The sequence below is a fragment of the Rhodobacter sp. P1_C2 genome (assembly GCF_056406375.1).
This window is the reverse complement of the sequence record NZ_JBFUAG010000001.1, coordinates 49,569-70,886: the sequence shown is the minus strand read 5'-3', so window position 1 is coordinate 70,886 and position 21,318 is coordinate 49,569. Positions and strand designations below refer to the sequence as shown.

17 protein-coding genes are annotated in these 21,318 nt (G+C 65.6%); 11 read left to right on the top strand and 6 right to left on the bottom strand.

Going from position 1 to position 21,318, the window contains the following annotated elements:
- Positions 1 to 257 precede the first annotated feature (257 nt).
- The 11 genes from AC1DZT_RS00365 to AC1DZT_RS00315 all read left to right on the top strand — a co-directional run bounded on the left by AC1DZT_RS00365 (position 258) and on the right by AC1DZT_RS00315 (position 14,351).
- Positions 258 to 1,952 carry a glycerol-3-phosphate dehydrogenase/oxidase gene (locus AC1DZT_RS00365; RefSeq protein WP_478004601.1) on the top strand — a complete coding sequence of 565 codons (1,695 nt, stop codon included), beginning with the start codon at positions 258 to 260 and terminating at the stop codon, positions 1,950 to 1,952.
- A 22-nt stretch (positions 1,953 to 1,974) separates the two neighbouring features.
- Positions 1,975 to 2,754, top strand: coding sequence for a GntR family transcriptional regulator (locus AC1DZT_RS00360; protein ID WP_478004600.1), 780 nt, complete (start codon positions 1,975 to 1,977; stop codon positions 2,752 to 2,754).
- 243 nt (positions 2,755 to 2,997) lie between these two features.
- Positions 2,998 to 3,336 carry an STAS domain-containing protein gene (locus AC1DZT_RS00355; RefSeq protein WP_478004599.1) on the top strand — a complete coding sequence of 113 codons (339 nt, stop codon included), beginning with the start codon at positions 2,998 to 3,000 and terminating at the stop codon, positions 3,334 to 3,336.
- 167 nt (positions 3,337 to 3,503) lie between these two features.
- Complete coding sequence (locus tag AC1DZT_RS00350) at positions 3,504 to 5,096, top strand: DUF3131 domain-containing protein (protein ID WP_478004598.1); 1,593 nt, start codon at positions 3,504 to 3,506, stop codon at positions 5,094 to 5,096.
- Between the two features lie 2 nt (positions 5,097 to 5,098).
- The gene (locus AC1DZT_RS00345) at positions 5,099 to 6,247 is read left to right on the top strand and encodes an acyltransferase (protein WP_478004597.1); all 1,149 of its coding nucleotides are present in this window, start codon (positions 5,099 to 5,101) and stop codon (positions 6,245 to 6,247) included.
- 6 nt (positions 6,248 to 6,253) lie between these two features.
- A complete protein-coding gene (locus AC1DZT_RS00340; protein ID WP_478004596.1) occupies positions 6,254 to 8,074 on the top strand; it encodes a glycosyltransferase in 1,821 nt (606 codons plus the stop codon).
- Positions 8,075 to 8,076: 2 nt separating this feature from the next.
- Positions 8,077 to 9,396: a DUF3131 domain-containing protein gene (locus tag AC1DZT_RS00335; RefSeq protein WP_478004595.1), complete on the top strand. Its 1,320-nt coding sequence runs from the start codon at positions 8,077 to 8,079 to the stop codon at positions 9,394 to 9,396.
- Positions 9,393 to 10,445: a hypothetical protein gene (locus tag AC1DZT_RS00330; RefSeq protein WP_478004594.1), complete on the top strand. Its 1,053-nt coding sequence runs from the start codon at positions 9,393 to 9,395 to the stop codon at positions 10,443 to 10,445. Before AC1DZT_RS00335 ends, AC1DZT_RS00330 begins: the two co-directional genes overlap by 4 nt.
- Positions 10,446 to 10,543: 98 nt before the next feature.
- Positions 10,544 to 11,158 (top strand): response regulator transcription factor, encoded by a 615-nt coding sequence (locus tag AC1DZT_RS00325; protein ID WP_478004593.1) that lies wholly within the window; start codon positions 10,544 to 10,546, stop codon positions 11,156 to 11,158.
- Positions 11,159 to 11,288: 130 nt separating this feature from the next.
- On the top strand, positions 11,289 to 11,804 hold the full coding sequence (locus tag AC1DZT_RS00320) for a putative pterin-binding protein (RefSeq protein ID WP_478004592.1): 516 nt from the start codon (positions 11,289 to 11,291) through the stop codon (positions 11,802 to 11,804).
- A gap of 12 nt (positions 11,805 to 11,816) precedes the next feature.
- Complete coding sequence (locus tag AC1DZT_RS00315) at positions 11,817 to 14,351, top strand: ATP-binding protein (RefSeq protein WP_478004591.1); 2,535 nt, start codon at positions 11,817 to 11,819, stop codon at positions 14,349 to 14,351.
- Between the two features lie 30 nt (positions 14,352 to 14,381).
- Here the strand turns inward: AC1DZT_RS00315 and AC1DZT_RS00310 are convergent, their stop codons facing one another.
- From AC1DZT_RS00310 to AC1DZT_RS00285, 6 genes are all read right to left on the bottom strand, one after another.
- A complete protein-coding gene (locus tag AC1DZT_RS00310; protein ID WP_478004590.1) occupies positions 14,382 to 16,007 on the bottom strand; it encodes an ABC transporter ATP-binding protein in 1,626 nt (541 codons plus the stop codon).
- An 18-nt stretch (positions 16,008 to 16,025) separates the two neighbouring features.
- Positions 16,026 to 16,376, bottom strand: coding sequence for a cupin domain-containing protein (locus AC1DZT_RS00305; RefSeq protein ID WP_478004589.1), 351 nt, complete (start codon positions 16,374 to 16,376; stop codon positions 16,026 to 16,028).
- A gap of 19 nt (positions 16,377 to 16,395) precedes the next feature.
- On the bottom strand, positions 16,396 to 17,718 hold the full coding sequence (locus AC1DZT_RS00300; protein ID WP_478004588.1) for an NAD(P)/FAD-dependent oxidoreductase: 1,323 nt from the start codon (positions 17,716 to 17,718) through the stop codon (positions 16,396 to 16,398).
- Positions 17,719 to 17,722: 4 nt separating this feature from the next.
- Entirely contained in the window at positions 17,723 to 18,610 is an 888-nt protein-coding gene (locus tag AC1DZT_RS00295; RefSeq protein WP_478004587.1) for an ABC transporter permease, read from the bottom strand.
- Positions 18,611 to 18,623: 13 nt separating this feature from the next.
- Positions 18,624 to 19,574: an ABC transporter permease gene (locus AC1DZT_RS00290; RefSeq protein WP_478004586.1), complete on the bottom strand. Its 951-nt coding sequence runs from the start codon at positions 19,572 to 19,574 to the stop codon at positions 18,624 to 18,626.
- 72 nt (positions 19,575 to 19,646) lie between these two features.
- Positions 19,647 to 21,302, bottom strand: a complete 1,656-nt coding sequence (locus tag AC1DZT_RS00285; RefSeq protein ID WP_478004585.1) for a peptide ABC transporter substrate-binding protein — start codon at positions 21,300 to 21,302, stop codon at positions 19,647 to 19,649.
- Positions 21,303 to 21,318: the final 16 nt, after the last annotated feature.

Here is a 21,318-nt window from a genome sequence, read left to right as displayed (position 1 = left end):
CTGCCAGATCGCCCCGGCTCCTCTTCCGAAGCGGTCTGACTTGTTATAATAAGTTACCGTAGACGAGATTTTCGTTCTGTCAACAAATCAATTTTACTAAGCAGATTCCGCCATTTACGCCCATAAATCAGGCTTTCTGCGAAAAAATCGCAGAATCGGCTTCTCGGATCACCGCAAAGGTTGCATAACTTGTCATTAACAGTTGCCGGGTAGGACCCTTGTCAAAAGGGCAGCCTGGCCGGTCGGGAGGGGCCGCTATGCAAACAAGAGACGAGCTGCTTGCGCGGCTGCGGGCTGGGGAGAGTCCGCAGGTGCTGATCATCGGCGGCGGCATCAACGGTGTCGGCACATATCGCGATCTGGCAGCGCAGGGGCAGGCGTCACTTCTGGTCGAGGCGGGTGACTTCGCCTCGGGAACGAGTTCGGCGCCGTCACGTCTGATCCACGGGGGCCTGCGGTATCTGGAAACCGGCGAGGCGGCCCTGGTCCGGGAATCGCTGACGGAACGCAACCTTTTGTTGAAGAATGCCTGTCATGTCGTGCATCCGCAACCGGTTTGGGTGCCTTTGGACAGTTGGTTTCGCGGCAGCCTGATGGCGGTGGCGCGGTTTTTGCGTCTGACCCGCACGCCGGGGCCGAAAGGCGGGGTGCCGGTCAAGCTGGGGCTGATGCTCTACGACCGTTTCGGCGAGGCGCATCAGACCATGCCGAACCACAAGATGTATGGCGCCGCGGCCGCGTTGAAGGAAATGCCGGTGCTGGCCCCCAGCCTGCGCGCGGTGGCGGAATACTACGATGCCCGCATCAGCCACCCCGAACGTCTGGTGGCCGAACTGGTCGAGGATGCCGAACGCGATTGCCCGCAGTCCATGGCGATCCCCTATCTTGCCGCGGGGAAATTGGCCGATGGCGGCGTGACGCTGACCGATGTGCTGACCGGTGAGGTCTTCACCGTGCGCCCCAAGGTGGTCGTCAATGCCTCGGGCGCCTGGGTCGATGGGGTGCAGGAAGCGCTGGGGTTCCACGAGCGGATGATCGGCGGCACGCGCGGCTCGCATCTGGTGATCAAAAGCGCGGATCTGACCCGGGATCTGGCCGGCAAGATGCTGTATTTCGAAACCGGCGACCACCGCGCCTGCCTGATCTATCAGATTGGCGAGGATCGGCTGCTTCTGGGCACCACCGATCTGCGCAGCGACGATGCCAATGACAAGTTCTGCACCGATGCCGAGATCGACTATCTCTTCCGCGAGCTTCAGGTCGTGCTGCCCAAGGTCAGGCTGACCCGCGCCGACATCATCTTTGCCTATGCCGGGGTCCGCCCCCTGCCGCTGACCAAGCCCGGGGCCACCGGGGCGATCAGCCGCGACCACAAGCTGGTGCATTACCCGCCGACGGCGGAGCGGCCCTTCCCCCTCGTCACGCTGATCGGCGGCAAGTGGACGACCTACCGCGTCTGCGGCGAGCAGATCGCCGATGCGGTCCTGGCCCAGCTTGGCGCCAAGCGGCGCTGCAGCACGCAGGACATGGTGATCGGCGGCGCACGCGATTTCCCCTTCGATCCTTCCGAGCGCGCCGCCTTCTGCACCGATCTTGCGGTGCAAAGCGGGCTGTCGCGCGCCCGCTGCGAAACCCTCGCCACCCGCTATGGCAGCCGCGCCCGCGCCGTGGCCCTGGCCGAGGCGGCCGATACAGCGATGGTCGAGGGGATCGACGGCTACAGCCGGGCCGAGATCGGCCTTCTCTGCCGCGACGAGCGGGTCTGCAAGCTGGACGACATCGTGCTGCGCCGCACGCTGATGGGCTTTGAAGGCGTGGTCACGCAAAAGGGATTGCACAATCTCGCCCGTCTTGTTGCATCTTTGCTGCATTGGGATGATGTGCGTCTGGCCGCCGAGACGGCCGCGACGCTTAAACTCTTGCAAGCCCGGCATCGCATGACTATCGCCTGACCACCTTCATAAGGGGAAGAGCTTGGAATCCGCCCATTCGCAGGATCTTGCAGACCTTTTGCAGCCAACCAGCCGAAGCAAGACCGAACCTCTCTGGCTTCAGGTCAAATCCGCGCTGTGCCAGCTGATCCTGAAAGGCGAGTTGGCCGAGCATGCACAACTTCCGTCCGAGGCAGAGCTGTGCCAGCGATTCGCCGTGTCGCGCACCGTGGTGCGCGAGGCGCTGGCCCAGATGGTGAACGAGCGTCTGATCTACAAGCTGCAGGGCAAGGGCGCCTTTGTCGCCGGGCGGCGCGACGAGCAGGATTTCATCGGCACCACGATCAGCTTTTCCGGCGAGCTGGCCGACAAGAGCAAGACCGTCTCGCACCGCAACCTGAGGCAGGAGATCGCCCTGCCCACGACGCGGATGTGCAAGCTGCTCGGCGTCGAGGAGACGACCCGGATGGTGGTTCTGGACCGGCTCCTGTCGGTCGATGGTCACCCCCGCTTCATCGTCCGCTGCGCCCTGCCGGAACATTTCGTGCCCGGGCTGGACAAGATGCCGATGGAGAACCGCTCGCTCTATGACACGATCGGGCGGCAATATGGCATCAAGCTGGTGCGCGCCGAACGCTGGATCGAGGCGACCAAGGCCGGGGTGGAAGAGGCGAAACTGCTGCAGGTCCCGGTCGGCAGCCCGCTGCTGGGCATCGAATCGGTGGGCACCAATGACCGGGGCGAGAAGGTCGAATATTACACCTCGCTCTACCTGACAGACCGCTCGCGGCTGCACTTCTCGGTCGTCTCGCCCAACCTCTGACTTGCGCGGCGGCAAGGCAGACCGCCCCGCAGGTGAGGCTGCAGAGCCGGTCTGCGCTGAAAAACCTGCAAAATTTGGTTCAAACTGGTGGGACCCTATCCTTTGGGGTAGAGGATTTGTCCCTTTGACCGTTCACGCTTAACGGGTGTTCCGCGCTATTCAGGGTCCAGAGAAATTGACCCAACAGCGTAGGATGTGCGCCCGCAGCACCCCAAGCGGGCCCATCGTGAACAGGAATGCAGAATGTATAAGACCGAAAACGCCCCGCACAGCATCATGCTGATCGCCCCGCAGTTCTCCAAGCTGACGGCGGCCAATGCGCAGAATTTCAAGCAGCATCTTTTGGATCTGGTCGAGACCGGCCACAACCGCATGGTCATCGACCTCGGCGCCGTGGGTCTGGTGGATGCCTCGGGGATCACCGCCCTGGTCGCCCTGCTCAAGCGGATCGGCAACCGTGGCCAGGTCTCGCTCTGCGGGTTGAACGACTATGTGATGCAGCTGTTCCGCATCACCCGGATGGATGGTCTGTTCAAGATCCACACCACCAGCACCGACGCGCTCGAGGCTTTCGGCGCCTGAGGCGCCCGCCACGGCCCGGCGCCGCAGCGCGCCACCCCCAGATGCCCACCCCACCTTGTGACCGCCCCGGCCTGATGCGGGGGCGATCACTTTGACACGCGCCCTCCTGCGGCCCCGACACGGCCCAGCAACGGCCCGGCTTCGGCCCAGCAACGGATTGAAACGACATGACCCTCAAGATCAAAAGACTTCTGCTGGGTGCCGCTGCGGTGGTTGCAGGCCTCGCCTGGGTCGGCCCGCAGGCCAGCCGCGCCCTGGACCCCAAGGCCACCGCCGCCGCCGTCCCGGCCGGCAACCCCGACCTCGCCACGCCCTTCGGCCGCCATGGCGCCCTGACGCCGCGCGAAAGGGCGATGGCCGAGGTGGCCTGGTCCTATTTCGTCGCCTCCTACCAGGAGAAGACCGGCCTCGTGAACTCGGTCGGCGCCTTTGCCTCGACCACGATGTGGGACACGGCTTCCTATCTCAGCGGGTTGGTTTCGGCCTATGAGCTGGGGATCATCGACAAGCAGGAATTCGACCGCCGCGCCACGCTGGTCCTGGCCACCCTGCGCAACCTGCCGCTGTTTCGCGGCGAGCTGCCCAACAAGGTCTATGACACCGCCAATGCCCGGATGGTGAACTATGCCAACAAGCCCGGCGAGATCGGCTTTTCGGCGCTGGATATCGGCCGCCTGCTGGTCTGGCTGAAGATCATGAAAGAGCGTTATCCCTACCTCGGCGGCAGCATCGACAATGTCGTGCTGCGCTGGAACTTCTGCCATGTCATCGGCCCCGATGGTGAGCTGGACGGCGCGATGGTCGGCAAGGACGGCGCGCCGCGCTATGTGCAGGAAGGCCGCCTCGGCTATGAGGAATATGCCGCCAAGGGCTTTCAGCTCTGGGGATTCGACACCAGCCGCGCCTCTTCGGCCGATCCCTACAAGTTCCAGAAGATCAATGATGTCGAGGTTCCGGTCGATGGCCGCGACCCGCGCGTCTTCAGCACGCAGAACTATGTCGTGACCGAAGGCTACATGCTGGAGGGGCTGGAGCTGAACTGGGACCTCGCCTCGGATCGCAGCGGCAATCCGGGCCAGGCCTCGGACGGCTGGCGCGCCGATTTCGCCGACCGGATCTTTCAGGTGCAGGAACGCCGCTTCGCTGCGACCGGCATCCTGACCGCCCGGTCCGAGCACCAGGTCGAGGGCGCGCCCTACTTCGTCTATGACACGATCTTCGCCGATGGCTACGATTGGAACACGCTGGACCCGACCGGGGTCTACCAGCCCGACCGCGCGGCGATTTCCACCAAGGCGGCCATCGGCATGTGGGCGCTGTGGGACCGTCCCTACAGCCAGCTGCTGTTCGATGCCGTGGCCGACCAGAGCGTTGCCGGCAAGGGTTTTTACGAAGGCGTCTATGAAAACGGCAGCGGCGCCATCCCGCTGGAGACCGCCAACAACAACGGGATCATCCTCGCCGCCCTTCTGTACAAGGCCCAGGGCCCGATCCTGCAGTTCCACAACGACCTGCCGCAGGTCTGGGACAATGCCTTCGCCGGGACCGGCCTGCGCAAGAGCCGCTGCCTGCCCCCGGTCGCGGCAGAGCCTGTCACCCTGCCCGCCATCGAAAACGGCACCCCCTGCCCGCAAAGCGAGTCGACCCCGGGCAGCCCCGCCTACTGCCGGCCCGCCCAAAACTTGGCCGAAAGCGCCGCAAAGCTTCTCGCCACCCCTGCCTCTGCAACCCTTTCAACCCCGGACACGACCAGCAAATGAGCATGACCCAAAAACCCCGCATGATCTGGTTCGACGCCAATCGCGTTTGCGCGGCGATCGGCGTCACGATCATCCACTCCACCTGCGACGCCTCTGGCCGCGTCTTCGCCGATGCCGCCCCCTCTGACCGGATCATCCCCGTCCTGCTGCGCTCGATCGGCGAGATTTCCGGGTCGGAGATGTTCTTCACCTTCTCGCTGTTCCTGCTGGCGATGAAGCTGGACCGCAAGCGCATCGGCTACGGCGCGAACATCGCCGACCAGATGCGCCGGCTGCTGGTGCCCTTCGCGGTCTGGACGGTGTTCTATGCCTTCTTCCGCCTGATCAAGGCCGATGCCTTCCATTATGACGCGCAGATCTGGGCGCAGCTGGGCGACTGGCACAATTGGCTGGCCTATTTCGTGCTGGGCTCGGCCCAATACCACCTGCACTTCCTGCCGACGCTGTTCCTGCTGATGTTCTTCGTTCCGGTGATGAAACTGGGCCAGCGCTTCCCCCTCTTCGGCCTGGCGATCGTGGTTTGCCTCGGCGCGATGCAGACGGCGCAGGCCGCGGTCTGGAGCCTGCCCATCGACGGGCTGCCGCGCGACTACCTGCTGCGCGGCATCAAGGTCCTCGGCTATGTCGGCTATGGCCTGGCGGCTTTCTCGCTCTACGGCCTGTGGAAAGACGGGATTGCCCGCGGCGAATCGCGGCTGATCCGGCAGGGCGGTTTCTTCTTCGTCGCCATCGCCCTGCTGGCCTGCCTGCCCTTCTATGCCGCCGCCGCGAAGAACGGCTTTTACACCGCCCGCGAAGGCTGGGCCTTCTACGGCCACTTCCTGATGCCGATGGCGGTTTTCGCGATCTTCCTCGGGTCGCAGCATCTGAACTGGAACCCGAACTGGTCCAGGCTCAGCCAGTATACCTTCGGCGTCTACCTGCTGCACCCGGCCGTGATCGACCTGATCGACGTTGCGGTGAAATCGGCCGGCCTGACCCCGGCGCCCTGGGCAATCGTGACCGCCAAGAGCCTGATCGTCGCCCCCCTCACCCTGGCCCTTGCGGTGACGATCTCGCGCAGCCGGCTTCTGGCCTGGACCATCGGCCTGGGCGAGCTGCCCTGGAAGGCCGCGCGGCGTCCGGCGCCCCAGCTGCAGATGCAGGGGTAAGGTCAGATGGACGATTACTTCCGCGCCTTCGAGGACCGCAAACCGCCCGAACCGCTGCGCTACTGCGCCAAGCGCGAGGCCCTGTGGCAGGTGCTTGCGGTGGCAACCCTGGTGGTCGGCGCCCGCTACATCGCCTGGCGCTGGATGCACTCGCTCAACACCGAGGCGCTGTGGTTCGCCCTGCCGCTGATCCTTGCCGAAACCCTGGCCTTCATCGGCCTGATCCTCTTCATCTTCAACCTGTGGAAAGATGCCCCCGTGCCCGACGTCAAGCCGCCGATGACCCTGCGCGACGTCTCTGCCACCACGGCGGAGGAGGATCGCCCGATTGCGGTCGATATCTTCATCGCCACCTATAACGAGGACCCCGAACTGGTCCGGCTCAGCATCCAGGACGCCAAGGCCGTGACCTATCCGCATCCGATGACCATGCTGGTTCATGTGCTGGACGATGGCCGCCGCCCCTCGATGCGCGCGATCTGCGATCAGGAAGGCGTCAACTACATCACCCGCGCCACCAACGAAGGCTACAAGGCCGGCAACCTGCGCAACGGGATGGAACAGACCTCGGGCGATTTCCTGGTGATCTGCGACGCCGACACCCGGCTGTTCCCGACCTTCCTCGAACACACGATGGGCCATTTCCGCGACGAGAAGATGGCCTGGGTCCAGACGCCGCAGTGGTTCTATGACCTGCCCGAAGGCGAGGCCCTGCCGCAATGGCTGGGCAAGCGTCTGGGCCGGGTCGGCCGCTGGATCGGCCACGGGGTCGAGACGGTGATGGGCGAAGTGGTCATCGGCCGCGATCCCTTCGTCAACGATGCGCAGATGTTCTACGACGTGATCCTGCGCCGCCGGAACTGGGCCAATGCCGCCTTCTGCTGCGGTGCAGGTTCGGTCCACCGCCGCGAAGCCGTGATCGAAGGCGCGCTGCGCAGCTTTGCCCAGAAGGTCGAAACCCGCGTTCTGGCCGCCGAAGAGGAATATACCGTCACCAGCAAGGAGCGTGACGTGACGCCCGAGCTGCTGGACGCGCTGCGCAGCGAAGCCGTGCGCGCCGAGGAGCTGACGCCCTACCGTTTCCATGTCTCGGAAGACATCTACACCTCGATCTTCCTGCATTCGGACCGGACGCGCGGCTGGAAGTCGATGCTGCACCCGACCATCGAAAGCCGGATGCTCTCGCCCCAGGATCTGCTGTCCTGGTCGATCCAGCGTTTCAAATATGCCGGCGGCAGCCTCGACATCCTGTTCAACGACAACCCGCTGTTCCGCGCCGGCATGACCCTGCCGCAGAAGCTGATGTATGCGACGACCTTCTGGTCCTACCTCGGCTCGATCTGGAACCTGGTCTTTCTGGTGGGGCCGATCGTTTACCTTGCCAGCGGGATCTCTCCGGTGGCGGCCTATTCGACCGACTTCTTCCTGCATGCCATCCCGTTCCTGGTGCTTCTGGAACTCGCCATGATGGTCGGCACCTGGGGCGCGGGCAGCCATGCCTGCAAGGCCAGCTACATCGCCTTCTTCCCGCTGGGTCTGAAGGCGCTCGCCACCGTGCTGCGCGGCAAGAAGATCGCCTTCCCGGTGACGCCGAAAGACCGCCAGTCGGGCCGCTTCCTCCACCTCGTGCCGATGCAGATTGCCGTGGTGGTGCTGACGCTCGTGGCTGGGCTCTGGGCGCTGATCGCCCTGCGCCTCGGGACCGAGGGCTACAGCACCACCGGCGTCGTCACCAACCTCGCCTGGGGCCTCTTCAACTGCCTCGCCATGATGACCGTAATCCGGGCCGCGCTGTGGTCCCCCGCCGAACAGACAGGACAAGCTTGATCATGACCACCTTCACCCAAAACCTGACCCGGGCGCGCAGCCACATCTTCATGGTCGCAGGCCTGCTGGGCGGCCTTGGCATGGTCTTTGCGCTGGAAGGCCTGCCGAGCAACGGCGCGCCGATCGTCCAGCCGATGGACGCCCTGGCAGAGGTCAAGCCGCTGGAGCTTGCCGCCCCGCAAAAGCCCACCGCCGCCGAGATGGCCGCAGCCGCCACCGCCTGGCGCTATTTCACCAACAACACCTCGCCCGTCACCGGGCTGGTCGCCTCGGTCGACAAATATCCCTCGACCACGATGTGGGAGACCGGGTCCTTCGTCGTGGCGATCCTGTCGGCGCAGCGTCTGGGCCTGATCACTGCCGGCGAAGCCTCGGACCGGCTGGCCAAGGTCGTGGCAAGCCTGTCGGACCTGCCGATGGCCGAGGAAGGCCTGCCCAACAAGGCCTATGACATCACCTCGCTCGCCATGGTCGATTACACCAACAAGCCCAGCGCCACCGGGATCGGCTGGTCGGCACTGGACATCGGCCGGCTTCTGGCCGCCCTGATGGCCGCGGAAAAGGCGCATCCCGAGCTTGCGGGTGCGGTCCAGCGTTTGGCCGCCAAGTGGGACCTCGACCGCCTCGTGGAGGGGGGAGAGCTGGTCGGCGGCAATGTGAAGGATGGCAAGACGGTCGAAAACCAGGAAGGCCGGGTCGGCTATGAACAATATGCCGCCAAGGCACTGATGGGCTTCGGCCTCGATGCGACCCGGGCACTGGACCTGACCGGCAACCTGACCCTGCGCGATGTCGGCGGGATTGCCGTCCCCTCCGACACGAGGCTGAACGCCAAGGGCATCCCCGCCGTGACCACCAGCGAGCCCTATCTTCTGGACGGGCTGGAGTTCGGCTTCGACACCCGCTCGCAGCTGCTTGCCTCGCAGGTCTACCGCGCCCAGGAAGAGCGCTTTGCCCAGACCGGCAAGCTGACCGCGGTCAGCGAGGGGCATCTGGATGTGAAACCCTATTTTGCCTATGGCACCGTCTGGGGCGGCGGGCAGGACTGGGCCGTGCTGAGCTTTGACGGCCAGCGGATGGACAGCCGCCGCGTGCTGTCGGCCAAGGCCGCCTATGGCTGGAACGCCCTCTTCGACACCGCCTATACCGAAAAGCTGGTCGCCGCCGTGGCCCCGCTCGCCACCCCCGACCGGGGCTGGCAGGAGGGGATCTACGAGGCCACCGGCAAGCCCGACACCTCGATCACCGCAAACACCAATTCCATGATCCTGGCCGCCATCGCCTTTCGCAGCGCAGGCCCGCTTGTGAGGACCGCCAAATGAAGACCCTGCTCTGCACCCTTGGCCTGGCTCTTGGCCTTCTGTCCCCCGTCGCCGCGCTGAGCGGCCCGCTTTGCCCGCCCAAGGACATGCTGGCCCAGCTGCCCGGCACCGAGAATGTCACGATCGGCCAGGCCAATGTCTCCACCGCCGACTATCCCGGCATGTGGCAGGAGGGTAACCTCAAAGCCTCGGGCTTTACCTACCGGCTGTTCGTCAATGCCTCCGGTTCGGTGGGCGAGGATGGCAAGATGCGCGGCTGGCGGGTGGATTTCGAATGTGATCTGGCGGGCCATTCCTGCAAGGTCACGCCCCAGGGCGGCGCCCCGAAGAAGGCGATCGAGGCGGCAAAGGCCATTGGCGGCTGCCTGACCCATCAGTTCCCGAAATCCCTGGCTCATCCCGTCTCCAAACCCGCCGCGCGCAAGGCCCTGCCGCAGGCAGAGGTGGCTTCCGTGGTCCGGCCGAAGAAACTGGCACCGATGCCGCCCGTCGTGGCCAAGACCACGGCGACCATCTCCGGCCCCGCGACCAAGCCCGTTGCGGCGGCCGTGACCAAGGCGCCGGTCGTGGCAAAGCCCGCCCCGGCCCTTGCCGGCGTGGCGACCAAAGCCGCCCCCGCGGTGAAGGTCGCGTCTGGCGCGGCCGTGGCGACCCCCGTGGCGAAGACGACTGCGACGATCTCTGGCCCGGCGGTCGCCCGGACCTCGGCACAGGTCGCCGCCAAACCGGTCGCCAAACCTTCCGCCAAACCGTCCACCAAACCCGCAGCGCAACCGGCAACCGAGGTCGCGTTCAACCCCGCCCCGCAAGCGCCCGCCCCCTGCTGGGTCGAGGGTCTTCCCGACGAGGCGCCGGCGGCGCGCACCCAGCGGCTTTTGCTGCTGGCCGGGTTCGATGCCGGCCCGGTGGACGGCCATTTCGGCAAGCGGACGCTGACGGCGCTGGCGCAGGCCCTGGGGTCCTATCCGGCAAATGCCGACCCTTCGGTCACCAACGGCCGCCTGCGCGACCTGCTGTGCCAGAAAAAGCCCGGCCAATCGCGGCCTTGACCGGGCCAGTCGCTCTGCGGTTGCGGGGTGGACCTCCTTGCTGTTAGCCTGTCTTCAGGGCGGCGTCACACCCGACGCCGCCCTTTTGGCAGGACAAGATGCGCATATTGCTCGCAGACGATCAGGAACTGGTCAGAGAGACCATCGCCGCCTTTCTGCGGCAGGAGGCCGATATCACCGTCGAGGTCGCCTGTGATCTGCCCGCAGCCCTGGCCGCGGTGCGCAGCGCGGCACGCTATGACCTGATCCTGCTGGATTACATGATGCCGGGGATGAACCGGCTGGGCGGGCTTTCGGCGATGAAAGCCGCGGCCCCCGGCGTGCCCGTCGCCATCATCTCGGGTGCTGCCCCCCGTGTGGTGGCCGAACAGGCCGTGGCCGCCGGTGCTGCAGGCTTTCTGCCCAAGACCATCTCGACCCGGTCGCTCCTGGCCGCCGTCCGCTTCATGGCGGCGGGCGAGATCTATGCGCCCCTCGCGCTCAAGACCGAAAAGGACACGCCGCCCCCCGACCTCGTCAGCGCCAATCTGACCGCGCGCGAGCTGGATGTGCTCAACCGGCTGTGCCAGGGCATGGCCAACAAGGAAATCGCCCGCGAGCTTGGCCTGCAGGAGGTCACGGTCAAGCTGCATGTCAAGACGCTCTACCGCAAGATCGGCGCCAAGAACCGCACCCATGCCGCGATCCTGGCCCGCGAGGCGGGGCTGCTTTAAGCCAGGCTGCTTTAATCTGGGGCCGGGCCGCGTATAGTTCCTACCCCTTCCGGATAGGGTGGCTACTCCATCGCCTTCCGCAAAACGCCTGAGGCCATGATAGGACTGCGGGAAATACAGGAGAATCTGCATGTTCAAATCCGTCACCAGGTCCATCCTCGCGCTTGGACTTTCGCTTTGCATGACCACGCTGGCCTGGGCCGGCGATTTCGCGGCGCCCAAGGGCGATGTCCTCTTGACCGTCAAGGGCAGCATCGCCGCCAAGAACGTCGGCGACACGCTGCAGCTTGATCAGGACCAGCTCGCCGCCCTGCCGCAGACCGCCTTCACCACCTCGACCACCTGGACCAGCGGCACGCCGACCTTCAAAGGCGTGCTTCTGAAGGACCTGATCGCGGCCGTCGGCGCCACCGGCAAGACCATCACGCTGAAGGCGGCCAATGACTATGCCATCACGATCACCGCCGATGACGTGAAGCCCGATGCGCCGCTTCTGGCGTACCTCATGGACGACAAGACCATGAGCCTGCGCGAGAAGGGTCCGGTCTGGATGGTCTATCCCTATGACCAGAACCAGGATTACCGCACCGAAGAGACCTATGCCCGCTCGATCTGGCAGCTGACCGAAATCACCTTCAGCGAATAAGACCGGAACACCATGTCGCAGGGCTCTCTTCGTCTGGAACGTCTGGCCAGAACCCTTCGCCCGGTTCTGGTCGCGCTCTTGATCGTGGCCCTGGTCTTCGTGGCCTTTCTGGGCACCCGCATCCAGTCTGCCCTGACCGAGCTGGAAGAACAGCCCGCCGACAACCTGCACTGGAACCTGACCCAGCTGGAGGTCGATCTGGTCCGCTTCGACGAGGAGATGCGGATCGTTTCGCTTGACCCGAAGGAGCCGGTCCGCGAACTGCGCAAGCGCTTCGATCTGTTCTACAGCCGGGCGCAGAACGCGATCAGCGGCCAGGGCTTCACCTCGCCGGGGCTGGAGGATGTGGCAAGCCAGATGGGCGCGCTCCTCAGCAGCTATCTGGCAAGCGAAACGCCGAAGATCGACGTGTCGGACGACGCGCTGCGCCTCAACCTGCCGATGATGATCACCTCGGCCGATGGTCTGCGCGAAGATTTGCGCCAGACCTCGATCAAGATGATCGAGCGTCTGGCCAAGCTGAACGACATCCGCCGCGCCGCTTTCGGCGATCTGGTGCACCAGATGGCGCTGGCGCTGGCGGCCTCGGTCGGGACGCTGACCATTCTTCTGCTGCTTGTGATCTGGCTGAACGGCCAGGCCACCCGCGAAGCGCGCTACACCGCCCGCATCTCGCAGCGGCTTTCGGCGACGGTGAACACCTCGCTCGATGCGATCATCGTGGCCGACAGCGAAAGCCGGATCATCCAGTACAACCCCTCCGCCGAAAGCATCTTCGGCTTTGCCCAGACCGAGGTGCTTGGCCGCGAACTGGCCCAGCTGATCATCCCGCACCGGATGCGGTCGGCCCATGCCGAGGGCATGGCGCGGTTCATGAAGGACGGCAGCTTCAAGCTGGTCAACACTGGCCGGTTCGAGACCACCGCGCTGGACAAATCGGGCCGCGAATTTCCGGTCGAGCTGGCGATTTCCGATGCGCAGGGCGAGGATGGCACCATCTTCATCGCCTTCATCCGCGACATCTCGGCCCGCCGCGCCGCCCAGACCCAGCTGATGGCCGCCCGTGACGAGGCGCTGGCGGCCGAACGCGCCAAGACCAATTTCCTTGCGGTGATGAGCCACGAGATGCGCACGCCGCTGAACGGCGTTGCGGCCTCGCTGGAAATCGCCGCCGGCAAATGTACCAACCCGGATCAGGCGCGCTTCATCGCCCTGGCGCAGGATTCGGCGGCGCAGCTTTTGCGGCTGGCCAATGACGTGCTGGACATCAGCCGTGTCGAAAGCGGCGGGTTGAGCCTGAATGACGAGGATTTCGACCTTGGCCAGCACCTCACCGGGCTGGTCGAGGCGATCCGCCCGCTCTGCGAGGACAAGGGCATTTCGGTGGACCTCGACCTCCTCAGCCCGCTGCCGCCCCTGCATGGCGACCGCTTCCGCATCGGGCAGATCGTGCAGAACTTCCTGTCGAATGCGCTGAAATTCGTCGAAGAGGGCGGGATCACGGTCGAGGCCGAGGTCGCCGACAGCGCGGGCGATCTGCGAACCATCGAGGTGCGGGTGATCGACACCGGGCCGGGCATCGCAGAGGCCGATCAGGAACGCATCTTCGAGGAATTCGTGATGCTGGACCCCTCTTTCGGGCGTCCGGGCGGCGGCGCGGGGCTGGGGCTGGCGATCTCGCGCCGGCTGGCCAAGGCGATCGGCGGCGAGATCGGGGTCGAGGGCGAGCCGGGCGAAGGCAGCTGCTTCTGGCTGCGGGTGACCCTGCCGCTGGCGCATGAAGCGGTCGCACCGACCGCCAACACCGGCGCGGCGGATGCGATCCCGGCGCAGGATGTGCTGGTCGTCGAGGATAACGCGACCAACCGGGCCGTGCTGGAAGAGATGCTGTTGCATCTGGGCCAGCGCGTCGTGATGGCCAATGACGGACAAAGCGGCGCCGATGCCGCAAGGGCGCGGCGCTATGACGTGATTCTGATGGATATCTCGATGCCGGTGATGGATGGCCTCACCGCGACCGGGCTGATCCGGGCCGAAGGCGCCTCGCGCAACAGCCGGATCGTCGCGGTGACGGCGCATTCGATGCCGGCCGACCGCGACAGGTTCCGCGCCGCCGGCATGGACGAGGTGCTGGAAAAGCCGATCTCGCTGAGCCGGCTGCGCGCGATCCTCGCCCATCAGGAAGAGAGCGCCCGCCCCCAGGGCTCGGCGGTCCTGGACCCCGAACGCCTGGGCGACCTGCGGCAGGCGCTCGGCGCCGAAGGCGTGGCGCGCATCGTGGCGCGGTTCCGGGCAGATGGCGAAAGCCTGAAGACGCGGCTGATGGAGGCGGTGGAAAGCCAGGCCTCGCAGGAGATCACCCAGGCGCTTTGCCACGAAGCAGCCGGTCTGGCCGCGGTGGTGGGGGCACAACGCCTGCGCGGCCACCTCGCCCAGGCCGAGCTTCTGTGCCACAACGGCCACATGGCCGGCGCGCGTGCCCTCCTCGCCCGCGACACCGAAAGCCTCTGGCAAGAGGCGCTGGAGGCGGTGGCCCGGCAGGTGTGATCCGAGCGTTTGAGGCGTGAGACGGGGTGCTCAGGCCCGGCTCTCCCAGTGGCTGCCGGGGATGGCACTGACCAGCTGGCGGGTATAGGGCTGCTGCGGGTCGCGGAAGATGCGGGCGGGCGGGCCGGATTCGACCACCTCGCCGCGGTGCATCACCAGAACCTCATCGCAGATCTGGCTCGACACCCGCAGATCATGGGTGATGAAGACCAGCGCCAGGTGCCGCTCTTTCTGCACCCGGGCCAGAAGTTCCAGGATCTGCGCCTGAATGGACACGTCCAACGCCGAGACCGCCTCATCCGCCACGATCACATCGGGGTCGAACATCAAGGCCCGGGCGATGCCGATGCGCTGGCGCTGGCCGCCGGAAAACTCGTGCGGAAAGCGGTCATAGGCCGCACCGTCCAACCCGACCTGGGCCAGGATGTCCAAGGCCTTGGCCCGCGCCGCAGCCCGGTCCATCCCCTGCGCCACCGGCCCGACCGTCAGCGCCGCCCCCACTGTCTGGCGCGGGTTGAGCGAGGCATAGGGGTCCTGAAAGATCATCTGGATGCGCGGGCGCAAGGGCCGCATCGCGGCCTCGGTCAGGGGCAGGATGTCCTGACCGTCCAGCAGGATCCTTCCGGCATCCGCCGCGATCAGCTTCATCAGGATCCGCCCCATCGAGGATTTCCCCGACCCGCTTTCGCCCACCACGCCGAGGGTTTGGCCGCGGCGCAGGGTGAAGCTGACATTGCGCACGGCATGAACCACGCGCCTGCGGCCGAAGAAGCCGGTGGCGGTGTGGTAGGTCTTCTCCAGCCCCTCGGCCTGCAGGATGATGGCGGTCTCGGCCTCGGGCGCGCGGTCGGCCTCGCGCAGGCGGGGGACGGCGGCGATCAGGCGTTTCGTGTAGGGATGGACCGGCGCGTTCAGCACCTGCGCGGCCGGGCCCTGTTCGACGAGAAAGCCCTTCTCCATCACGATCACCCGGTCGGCGATATCGGCCACGACGCCGAAATCATGGGTGATGAACATGACACTCGTCCCCTTGCGGCGCTGGATGCTGCGGATGAGGTCGAGGATCTGCGCCTGTGTCGTCACGTCCAGCGCCGTGGTCGGCTCGTCGGCGATCAGCACCTCGGGGTCGAGTGCGAGGGCGATGGCGATCATCACCCGCTGCCTTTGCCCGCCCGACAGGCGGAAGGGGTATTGGTGCTGCAGCAGTGCGGGATCAGGCAGGCCGACCTCGCCCAGCAGGGACAGAACCTTGGCGGCGCGGGCGCTGCGGTCGCCCCAGCCATGCGCCACCAGAACCTCGTCGATCTGTGCGCCGATGGTCATCAGCGGGTTGAGCGCCGACAGCGGGTCCTGAAAGATCACCGACAGCGCCTTGCCGCGCAGCGACCGGCGGGATTTCTCGGGCATCGCCAGAAGGTCGGCGCCGTTGAACAGGATCTTGCCGCCGGTGACCCGCATCGCCGGCGACAACAGCCCCATGACCGTGCTGGCCGTCACCGACTTGCCCGAGCCGGACTCGCCGATGATGCAGAGGATCTCGCCCCGATGCAAATCGAAGGAGACTCCGCTGACCGCATGGGGGCGCTCCATCTCCTTGGGCAGGCTGATGGTCAGGCCTTGCACGGACAGGACGGGGTCGGGGCGCGGTTCGGTCATGGCGATCTCCGGGGCGGATCAGGGCTTCGGGACGACGGTGGCAAGCTTGCGGAAGGGCGTCAGCACCTCCAGCCAGGGGGCGATGCCCTTGGGCACCCGCACGATGGCGCCGGGGCCGATCCTGACCGGCTCGCCATCGCCAAGCCGGCAGATCGCCTCGCCCTCCAGCACGACGAAGGTCTCTTCCAAGGCGCGCGGCGGATAGTTGTAGATGCCCGGCTCGGCGATCCAGACCGCGACCTTGGTGGCGGTCTCGGGCGCGCCCGCATCCTCCCAGATCATGCGGCGGAAGGACTTGGCCTGACCGTCATCGGCCATCAGGCCGGGGGTCAGGTCGGTATCGGCGGTGATATGGGTGATCAGGCTCACGCGGGTTTTCCTTTCGCGGTCAATGATGGGGTGGCAGCGCGGCGCCGTGGCGCAGGGCGGCAAGACGGTCGGTGAACCGCATCTGGCGCAGTTTCAGCGCGGGGGCGTAAGCCATCCAGAGCGGTGATTGGTGCAGGGGTTCGACGCGCAGATCGAGGTCCGCCTCGGGCACGCCCAGCGCCCAGTCCGACAGGATGCCGCCCAGCATCGACCCAGTGGGCACCCCGCGCCCCGACAGCCCGGTCAGCGCCACAACCCCCGGCGCCAGCCCATAAAGCCGCGGCACGGTGCGCTGCTGCATGTCGAGCTCGCCGAACCAGAGATAGTCCCAGCGGATCTCCTCGCGCATCGCGGGGTGGAGCCAGCGCAGGCGGTCGGTCAGCACCTGTTTCGTATAGGCCAGATCGCGTCCGCGCCGCCCCATCGGGAACATCGAAGCGACGATGCGTCCCTCGGCATTGTATTTGTAGACGAAGATGTCGCCGCGCCCGTCGTGGATCGTGGTATTCCGCGGCAGGACATGGGCACGGGTTTCGGCAGACATCGGCTGGGTGGCGGCGACAAAGACGCGCTGGATGCGGAAGCTGCGGTCCAGCTTCGGCCAGCCGCCCACCGTATAGGCCCCGGTCGCAAAGATCACCTTGTCGGCCAGCACGCGGCCCCCGGCGGTGGAGACCTGCCAGCCGGTGCCTGTCTTCTCGCAAGCAGTGACGGCGGAACCGGTGTGGATCACCCCACCCTCCTGCATCACGGCGCGGGCGAGGCCGCGGGCATAGCCAAGGGGGTTCAGATGCCCCGCCTCCTCATGCAGCCAGCCGCCGTAAAAGCGCGGGCTGCCGGTGATCGCCTGCACCTCGGCACGGTCGAGGACGCGGGTATTGGCCCCCACCGCGTTGTAACTGCGGGTCTTCTCCTCCATCAGTTTCATCTGCCCGGGGTGGAGCGCGCCCATCACATAGCCGCGCTGCACCCATTCGCAGCTGATCTGATAGCTTTCGATCATCTGCCCGGCGCGGTCATTGGCCCTTGTCTGCCGCCGGATCAGCCGTTCGGCCCAGGGCTGGCCCAAAATCCGGCGCAGATCGTCGAGGCCGTAATGGGTGAAGGTCGGCGTGGAATGCCCGGCATTGCGGCCAGAGCCGCCAAAGCCGATCTCCTCACGCTCCAGCAGCACGACTTTGGTGCCGGCCTTGGCCAGCTCCAGCGCGGTGGTCAGCCCGGTATAGCCGCCGCCGACGATGCAGACATCTGCCCTCACATCGCCTTGCAAAGGTTGGGTCGGCATGGCGGGCGTGGCGGTGGCGAACCACAGCGTCGCATCGAAGGGCGAGAATTTGGTCATCGCCTCACCTCTGGTCCGAACGGGCGTCGAGCGCGTCGCGCAAGCCGTCGCCGATGAAGTTGAAACCCGCCACGGCCATGGTGATCGCCACCCCCGGCACGATGGCGAGCCAGGCCGCCTTGTCGAGGTATTGCTGCGCGCCGTTCAGCATGTTGCCCCAACTGGGCAGGGGCGGCTGGATGCCGTAGCCGAGGAAGCTGATGTAAGCCTCCAACAGGATCGCGCGGGCGACGGTCAGGGTGGCGGCGACGATGATCGGACCCACGACATTGGGCAGCAGTTCGCGGAACATGATCTGCGCGGTGGGCAGACCCACCATCCTGGCCGCCAGCACGAAATCGCGGTCGCGCAGGGACCGCACCTCGGTTTCGACGATGCGGGCGACCTCCATCCAGCTGGTGACGGCGATGATCACGGTGATCATCAGGGGGCTGGGGCTGATGAAGGCGGCCAGCGCCAGAAGCAGGAAGATCGAGGGGAAGGACAGGAAGGCATCGACGATCCGCATCAGGACCGCTCCGGTGCGCCCACCAAGGTAGCCCGCCACGACGCCGACCACGGTGCCGACGACCGTCGACATGACCATGGCAAAGAAGCCGACCAGAAGCGAGATCTGCCCCGCCTTGAACAGCCTTGCGGCAATGTCGCGCCCCAGAGGATCGGTGCCGAAGATATGCGCCCCGGTGCCGGGCGGCGCAAAGCGGGCGCGCAGGTCGATGTAGAGGTCGTCAAAGGGCAGAAGATGCGGGCCCAGCACGCAGGCCAGCGTCAGGGCAAGGATCAGCACCACCCCCACCATCGCCAGACGGTTGCGGGCAAAACGGCGCACCGTGCGCGAACGCCACCAGCGGGCGGGCGAGGCAGCGGGAATCGAAGCGGGAACGGCGTTCATGCCTGACCTTCCTTCAATCAAGACGGATGCGAGGGTCGACGAGGGCGACCAGTATGTCGGCGGCCAGATTGCCGATCAGCACCAGCACGGCCGAGAACATCAAAAGCCCCATGACCACGGGATAATCGTTGTAGCCCAGGCTATCGAGGAAGAGCCGCCCCATGCCGGGCCAGGTGAAGACCGTTTCGGTCACCAGAGCCCCGCCTAGCAGCGTCGGCAGCTGCAACCCCGCCAGCGTGATCATCGGCACCAGCGCGTTGCCGACGATATGTTTCATCAGCACCCGGCGCGGCGCCAGACCCTTGGCCTTGGCGGTGCGCACGAAATCCTGGCTCATCACATCCAGCGTGGCGCTGCGCATGTAGCGGCTCCACACCGCGACGTTGACCAGCGCCAGAACCAGGCTCGGCATGATGAGGTGGATGGCAAAGTCGCCAAACGACCCGTCGCCCACGGTGTACATGTTGCCCGCAGGCAGCCAGTGCAGCCAGAGCGAGAAGGTGAAGATCGCGATCAGGCCGAACCAGAAGGTCGGGATCGACAGGGCGACCATGGCCGCGACGGTCGTCACATAGTCAAAGGTCGAACCCTGCCGCATCGCACTCCGGATGCCGATCCAGGTGCCCAACACCACCGAAATCACGGTGGAGCTGCCCATCAGAAGCAGGGTCGCGAACAGGTGGCCGTTGATGATGTCCAAGACCGGGCGCCCATCGCGGTAGGACTTGCCCCAGTCGCCGCGCAGAAGGTGCCAGAGCCAGTCGAGGTATTGGATCGGCAGAGGCCGGTTCAGCCCCATCTGTTCCGAGATGCGGTCCAGCGCCTCCTTGGTCATGCCCGGGGTCAGCGCGTATTGCGACAAGGGCCCGCCTGGTGCCAGGTTCAGCACCATGAAGCCGATCAGCGAGACCAGAGCCAAGAGCACGATGCTTTGCCAGAAGCGCAGCAGAAGATATCGCAGCACGTTGCACCTCCATCAGGGGACGTTTGGAAGGAAGGGCGCGTGCCGCCAGGTAGCGGCACGCGGGGGCCGGGATCAGGCCCAGCGCCAGCTGCGCACGTTCCAGGTGTCGATGCGGTTGTTGATATTGGCCTCGTAGCCCTCGACTCCCTTCTTCCAGCCGGGAATGATCGCGTATTGGAAGATCGGCAGGAAAGGCAGGTCTGCGCGCATGATCTCCTGGATCTTCTGGTAGACCGGCAGACGATCCTTGGGATCGACCAGCTCGCCGCCTTTCTTCAGAAGGGCATCCACCTCGGGATTGACGTAGACCCAGGTGTTCTGCCCGTTGCCGCCGCTGGCGGGCGAGGAGGTGGACATGAAGTAATCCGACGTGTCCGGGTCCGGCCCGGTCAGGCAATTGAGGCCCACGACGACCGAGTCGAATTGCGACAGCATCCAGTAATCGCCCCACATCACCGCCGGTGGCAGGTTCGAGATGGTCATCTCGACGCCGATATCCTTGAAGGATTGCTGGAAGAACTGCTGCGCCTGCTCGCGCAGGTGGTTGCCCGCGGTGGTCGAATTGGTGAAGGAAAGCCGCACGCCATCCTTGGCACGGATGCCGTCGGCGCCGGGAACCCAGCCCGCCTCGTCCAGAAGCGCCTTGGCCTTGTCGGGGCTGTATTCGTGCTTGGGCAGGTCAGGGTTGAAGTAGAAGCTCTCGCGCGGCATGTAGGTCTCGGTCGGCTTCGGCACACCGTAGTACAGCGCGTCGATGATCGCCTGCTTGTCCAGCGCATGATAAAGCGCCTGACGCACCTTGAGGTCCTGGAACTGCGGGCGCTTCATGTTGAAGGTCAGCGATTCGAAGGTCCCGGTGCCGAAGACCTCGACCACCTTGCCGTCCAGGGTCTTGGCTTCCTCGTAATGGTCCGGCGTGATCCATTGCAGGCCGACCACGTCGATGTCGCCGGTCTTGAACTGGGTGTAAAGCACGGTGAGGTCGGGCACATAGGTGACGACCAGCCGCTCCAGATAGGGGCCGTCGCCGAAGTAATCGGTGTTGGCCGCAAGCTCGATATGGTCACCCGCGACCCGTTCTTTCCACTTGAAGGCGCCGGTGCCGATGGGGGCGGTGTTGAAGGGCGCTTCGTTCTTGTCGGCCACGCCGTCGAAGGCATGTTTCGGCACGATGAAGGTGGAGGCGAGGATCGAGGCATAGGGCGCGAAGGCCTTGTCCATCTTCCAGGTGATCTCGGTCGGCGAGACGACGGTCAGGTCGCGGACATGTTCATGCCCGGTGCGGCGCCAGCTGCGGAAATCCTTGTCGACCAGAAGATCGAGGGTGAATTTCACATCCTCGGCGGAGAAGGGCGTGCCATCATGCCATTTCACATCGTCGCGCAGGGTGACCTTCCAGGTCAGACCATCGGCCGAGATACCGCCGTTTTCGACCGTGGGCACCTCTTTGGCCAGCAGCGGATAGAACTCGCCCTTGGCATTCACGTCGAAGAGCGGGTCGAAGATGGCGTAGTGGATGCCCTCGTCCACCTCGATATGCAGAAGATGCGGGTTGAAGACGGTCGGCTCTTGCGAGAAGCCCACCACAATCTGCCCCTTGGGCGCGTCCTTGGCCTGTGCGGCGCCAAGCCGCGACAGCGAGGGGGCAAGCGTGGCCAATCCGGCCGCACCCATCAAAAGCAGAGCCTTGCGGCGCGAGGTCTGAAAGCCGTCGGTATCCTTGATCATGTCAGTGGTCCCTGTG

What these genes read in the sequence shown, in the direction of transcription:
- AC1DZT_RS00335 (WP_478004595.1), top strand. Translation starts at nt 8,077, where the DNA reads ATGACCACCTTCACCCAAAACCTGACCCGGGCGCGCAGCCACATCTTC.
- AC1DZT_RS00300 (WP_478004588.1), bottom strand. Translation starts at nt 17,718, where the DNA reads ATGACCAAATTCTCGCCCTTCGATGCGACGCTGTGGTTCGCCACCGCC.
- AC1DZT_RS00345 (WP_478004597.1), top strand. Translation starts at nt 5,099, where the DNA reads ATGACCCAAAAACCCCGCATGATCTGGTTCGACGCCAATCGCGTTTGC.
- AC1DZT_RS00340 (WP_478004596.1), top strand. Translation starts at nt 6,254, where the DNA reads ATGGACGATTACTTCCGCGCCTTCGAGGACCGCAAACCGCCCGAACCG.
- AC1DZT_RS00295 (WP_478004587.1), bottom strand. Translation starts at nt 18,610, where the DNA reads ATGAACGCCGTTCCCGCTTCGATTCCCGCTGCCTCGCCCGCCCGCTGG.
- AC1DZT_RS00350 (WP_478004598.1), top strand. Translation starts at nt 3,504, where the DNA reads ATGACCCTCAAGATCAAAAGACTTCTGCTGGGTGCCGCTGCGGTGGTT.
- AC1DZT_RS00285 (WP_478004585.1), bottom strand. Translation starts at nt 21,302, where the DNA reads ATGATCAAGGATACCGACGGCTTTCAGACCTCGCGCCGCAAGGCTCTG.
- AC1DZT_RS00325 (WP_478004593.1), top strand. Translation starts at nt 10,544, where the DNA reads ATGCGCATATTGCTCGCAGACGATCAGGAACTGGTCAGAGAGACCATC.
- AC1DZT_RS00315 (WP_478004591.1), top strand. Translation starts at nt 11,817, where the DNA reads ATGTCGCAGGGCTCTCTTCGTCTGGAACGTCTGGCCAGAACCCTTCGC.
- AC1DZT_RS00365 (WP_478004601.1), top strand. Translation starts at nt 258, where the DNA reads ATGCAAACAAGAGACGAGCTGCTTGCGCGGCTGCGGGCTGGGGAGAGT.
- AC1DZT_RS00330 (WP_478004594.1), top strand. Translation starts at nt 9,393, where the DNA reads ATGAAGACCCTGCTCTGCACCCTTGGCCTGGCTCTTGGCCTTCTGTCC.
- AC1DZT_RS00320 (WP_478004592.1), top strand. Translation starts at nt 11,289, where the DNA reads ATGTTCAAATCCGTCACCAGGTCCATCCTCGCGCTTGGACTTTCGCTT.
- AC1DZT_RS00355 (WP_478004599.1), top strand. Translation starts at nt 2,998, where the DNA reads ATGTATAAGACCGAAAACGCCCCGCACAGCATCATGCTGATCGCCCCG.
- AC1DZT_RS00310 (WP_478004590.1), bottom strand. Translation starts at nt 16,007, where the DNA reads ATGACCGAACCGCGCCCCGACCCCGTCCTGTCCGTGCAAGGCCTGACC.